3 protein-coding genes are annotated in these 3336 nt (G+C 38.5%); all 3 read left to right on the top strand.

The genetic code is table 11. The features are described 5' to 3' along the window. Positions 1 to 672, top strand: a 672-nt coding sequence (locus ACOVO2_RS05850; RefSeq protein ID WP_421769067.1) for a hypothetical protein, incomplete at its 5' end; no start/stop codon positions are given. Continuing rightward, on the top strand, positions 669 to 2231 hold the full coding sequence (locus ACOVO2_RS05855; RefSeq protein WP_421769068.1) for a DUF5691 domain-containing protein: 1563 nt from the start codon (positions 669 to 671) through the stop codon (positions 2229 to 2231). The genes ACOVO2_RS05850 and ACOVO2_RS05855, both read left to right, overlap by 4 nt. Before the next feature lie 77 nt (positions 2232 to 2308). Beyond that, on the top strand, positions 2309 to 3336 hold a 1028-nt coding region (locus ACOVO2_RS05860; RefSeq protein ID WP_421769069.1), incomplete at its 3' end, for an ATP-binding protein.

Consider the following 3336-nt stretch of genomic DNA (forward strand, 5'->3'; position numbering starts at 1 on the left):
TTCAAGAATTTAGAGCAGCTCCCTCCTATGTTGCAAGAGGAAGTGAAAAGTAGAATTGGGTGGAACATACAGCAAAAAGAACTATTGGAAAATGCCTCTGCCGAAGTAATCGATGATGATTGGTTGGTGATTGGCCGAAAAACCACCCAAGAAGACGACATTACGGTTCAACGAAATTGGCTATATGGCTGCACATCAAAGCGTTATGCTTTGATTTTGAATTTTGCCTACCGAACGGCAGCCATCGAAACAGCCCTTGTGCCTGCCACAACTTCAAAAGCTAAACTGGTATTTTATCCTTCAAATACTCCTTTTAGAGCGATTGTGAAGCAACACCTCGAAAATAAATCTTTTATTCCTCAAGCCATTGAGGGAATTGCTGACTGGGAAGCAGCACAAAACTATTATTCAGAAATCTTAGCCCAAAATCCGTGGGCGGATGATGTGCCCATGTTGCTCGAAAATATCAGCTTCGTTCCGAATCAAAATCAATGGTTTTTGAAAGATTCACTCGGTAATGTTATGCTTTTTTCACCCGAATTCGACCCACAAAAAATTCTACATTTACTCGCTATTTCGGGTGGACAACCCCTGAATTTGTTTGTTCTACGTCAAAATTCACACATTTTCCCGCTGGGTATCGTTCAAAATTATAGCTACCAATTAGTATGAGCTACTGGAATAATCTAAAAAAAAGTGCATTGTTGGGCACAGAAAAAATGCCTCTACAAGCCGAATTACTGCCGCCATCAATCAGAGAAATACTCGACAAAACCAATAAAAACGACCAAGAGGGTTATTTTCTGAAAGCGGCAATTATGGTCATGGCCTACGAAAAGGCAGGCCAAAGCCCCGAAAATGTTATTCTACCCGAATTTAGACCTGCCGAACAGGAAACACAAGATTTTTGCAGCAATGAGGCTGTTTTTGTGTTGAAAACTATCATTCAAGCAGAAAACTTCAATGTTTTTTTATTTGATAAATTTTTAGATAAATGTATTGAACGTAAATGGGTTTTACCCGAAAATATTTTGGTGGAAGTCTTCAACAAAACGCCCGCAAAAAACTTAGCAAAGGTTCATGAAATAATAGGAACAAGAGGACGATGGCTCACGCAGTTTAATGAATCTTGGCAAATTAAAGATAAAGTCCTCGACCCAAAAACAATTTGGGAAGAAGGCAAACCATCTGAACGAAAAGCACTTTTTGTAAAACTCCGTGCAGAATCACCATCGGAAGCACTCGAACTTCTCAAACAATCTTGGGAACAAGAATCGGCCAATGACCGTAAAGAGTTTATTAATCAATTAGTGACCAACATAAGCATTGCTGATGAAGATTTTTTGAATGAAAAATATGAAGAACTAAGTGCAAGTAAAGCAAACCAAAAGCCCGTTACGCTTGAAATACTACGCAGCATTAACTTGCTTCGTGTTATGATTCATGGCAGTAAATTAGGTCAGACGATATTTCAGAAATTAACATTTTATATCGAACAGAAAAAAGGATTTTTAGGCATTGGAAATTCTACAAAAATCGAATTTCCTAAAAACGAAGATGATTTTTGGAATGGAAACAACATGAACCAACTATTTGGATTTGATAAACTCAGTTCTGCCAAGGGTATATCAGATGCACAATATTGGTTTGGAGAATTAGTTAGGTACCTACATCCACAATATTGGCTTGACTTTTTCAATAATGATATTAAACGAACAATTGCATTTTTCAAAGACGCTAAAACTGACAAACAAAAAGACCAAACTACTTTTTTATTTCAGTTTAGTCATGCCATGCAATTAGCCACCAGCACCCAAATTGCCGATTTTTTCGATGAACTTTCTTCAGATGCAAAGAGCACTAATTGGATTGATTTGATACAGAAATTACCTACTCAAACCAAAGAAAAAATAATCATTCAAAACATTTCATTAGATTTTCATTCAGTGAAGGAATTGATGAAGGTCCAAAACGAAGATTGGTCAGACAACTTCTCTCACTTGGTTATGAAAGCATTAGTTAGTGAAGTACAAAAAAATAATCCTTACGTCTTATCGGAAAAAGATTTTGTTAATCGCCTGAGCAGTAATTTATCACTCAAAATCAAAGATAATATCTTGAATTTTACCAATAGTTTTACTCACGATTGGCAAAAGAATTACTGGCAACAAACTTTTTCTGAAAATCTGCTCAGGCAATTAGATATTAAGGAAGCTATTAGTAAGATTTAGAAAGACACAATAAAATACTTATAGTAAGCACTTTAAATCATTTAACTATTTTAAACTCATTCACTCAAAATATACACATGAACGTATTACGCCAACACGCCGAACAACAATTTGCTCACGAAATAGAAGAAATTAGCAAACAAGATACTCAGAAACGCCCAACCAACTGGAATCTTTCGCCACAAGCGGTAGTAACTTACTTAATGGGTGGAAAACTCAAAAACGGGTTCGAAATTTCGCCCAAATATATCGGCAGCAGAAGATTGATGGAGATTGCGGTTGCCACACTCACTACCGACCGAGCATTATTGCTTTACGGTTTACCAGGAACGGCCAAATCGTGGGTTGCTGAGCATCTGGCAGCAGCCATTAGTGGCGATTCTACACTATTGATTCAAGGCACGGCTGGCACAAGCGAAGAGTCGGTAAGATACGGCTGGAATTACGCCCGATTATTGGCCGAAGGTCCATCAGAAAATGCACTCGTAGTTACGCCTATGATGCACGCCATGAAAAACGGAAAAATTGCACGAATCGAAGAATTGACTCGTATTACAGCCGATGTACAAGATACACTCATCACGATTCTTTCGGAAAAAACTTTACCTGTACCCGAACTAAATATTGAAGTTCAAGCAGTAGCTGGTTTTAATGTTATTGCCACCGCCAACAACCGAGATAAAGGCGTAAACGAACTTTCAGGAGCATTGAAACGCCGTTTTAATACAGTTATTTTGCCAGTTCCAGATTCGATGGAAGAAGAAATTTCGATTGTACAAACTCGTGTATCGAGCCTGCAAAAAGCACTTGATTTACCTGCCGAAGCACCAGCTTTGCGAGAAATTCAGCGAATCGTAACAATTTTCAGAGAATTACGTGCAGGTATAACGGCCGATGGAAAAACCAAAATCAAAACTCCAACCAGCACCATGAGTACCGCCGAAGCGATTTCGGTAGTAAACAGTGGTTTGGCATTGGCCGCTCACTTTGGCGATGGACGCTTAAATTCACAAGATTTAGCCGCAGGACTGGTAGGTGCAATTGTAAAAGACCCCGTACAAGACAAAGTTGTTTGGAACGAATACCTCGAAACCGTAATCAAACC

The organism is Emticicia sp. (assembly GCF_049241225.1).
In the GTDB taxonomy this organism is placed as follows: domain Bacteria; phylum Bacteroidota; class Bacteroidia; order Cytophagales; family Spirosomataceae; genus Emticicia.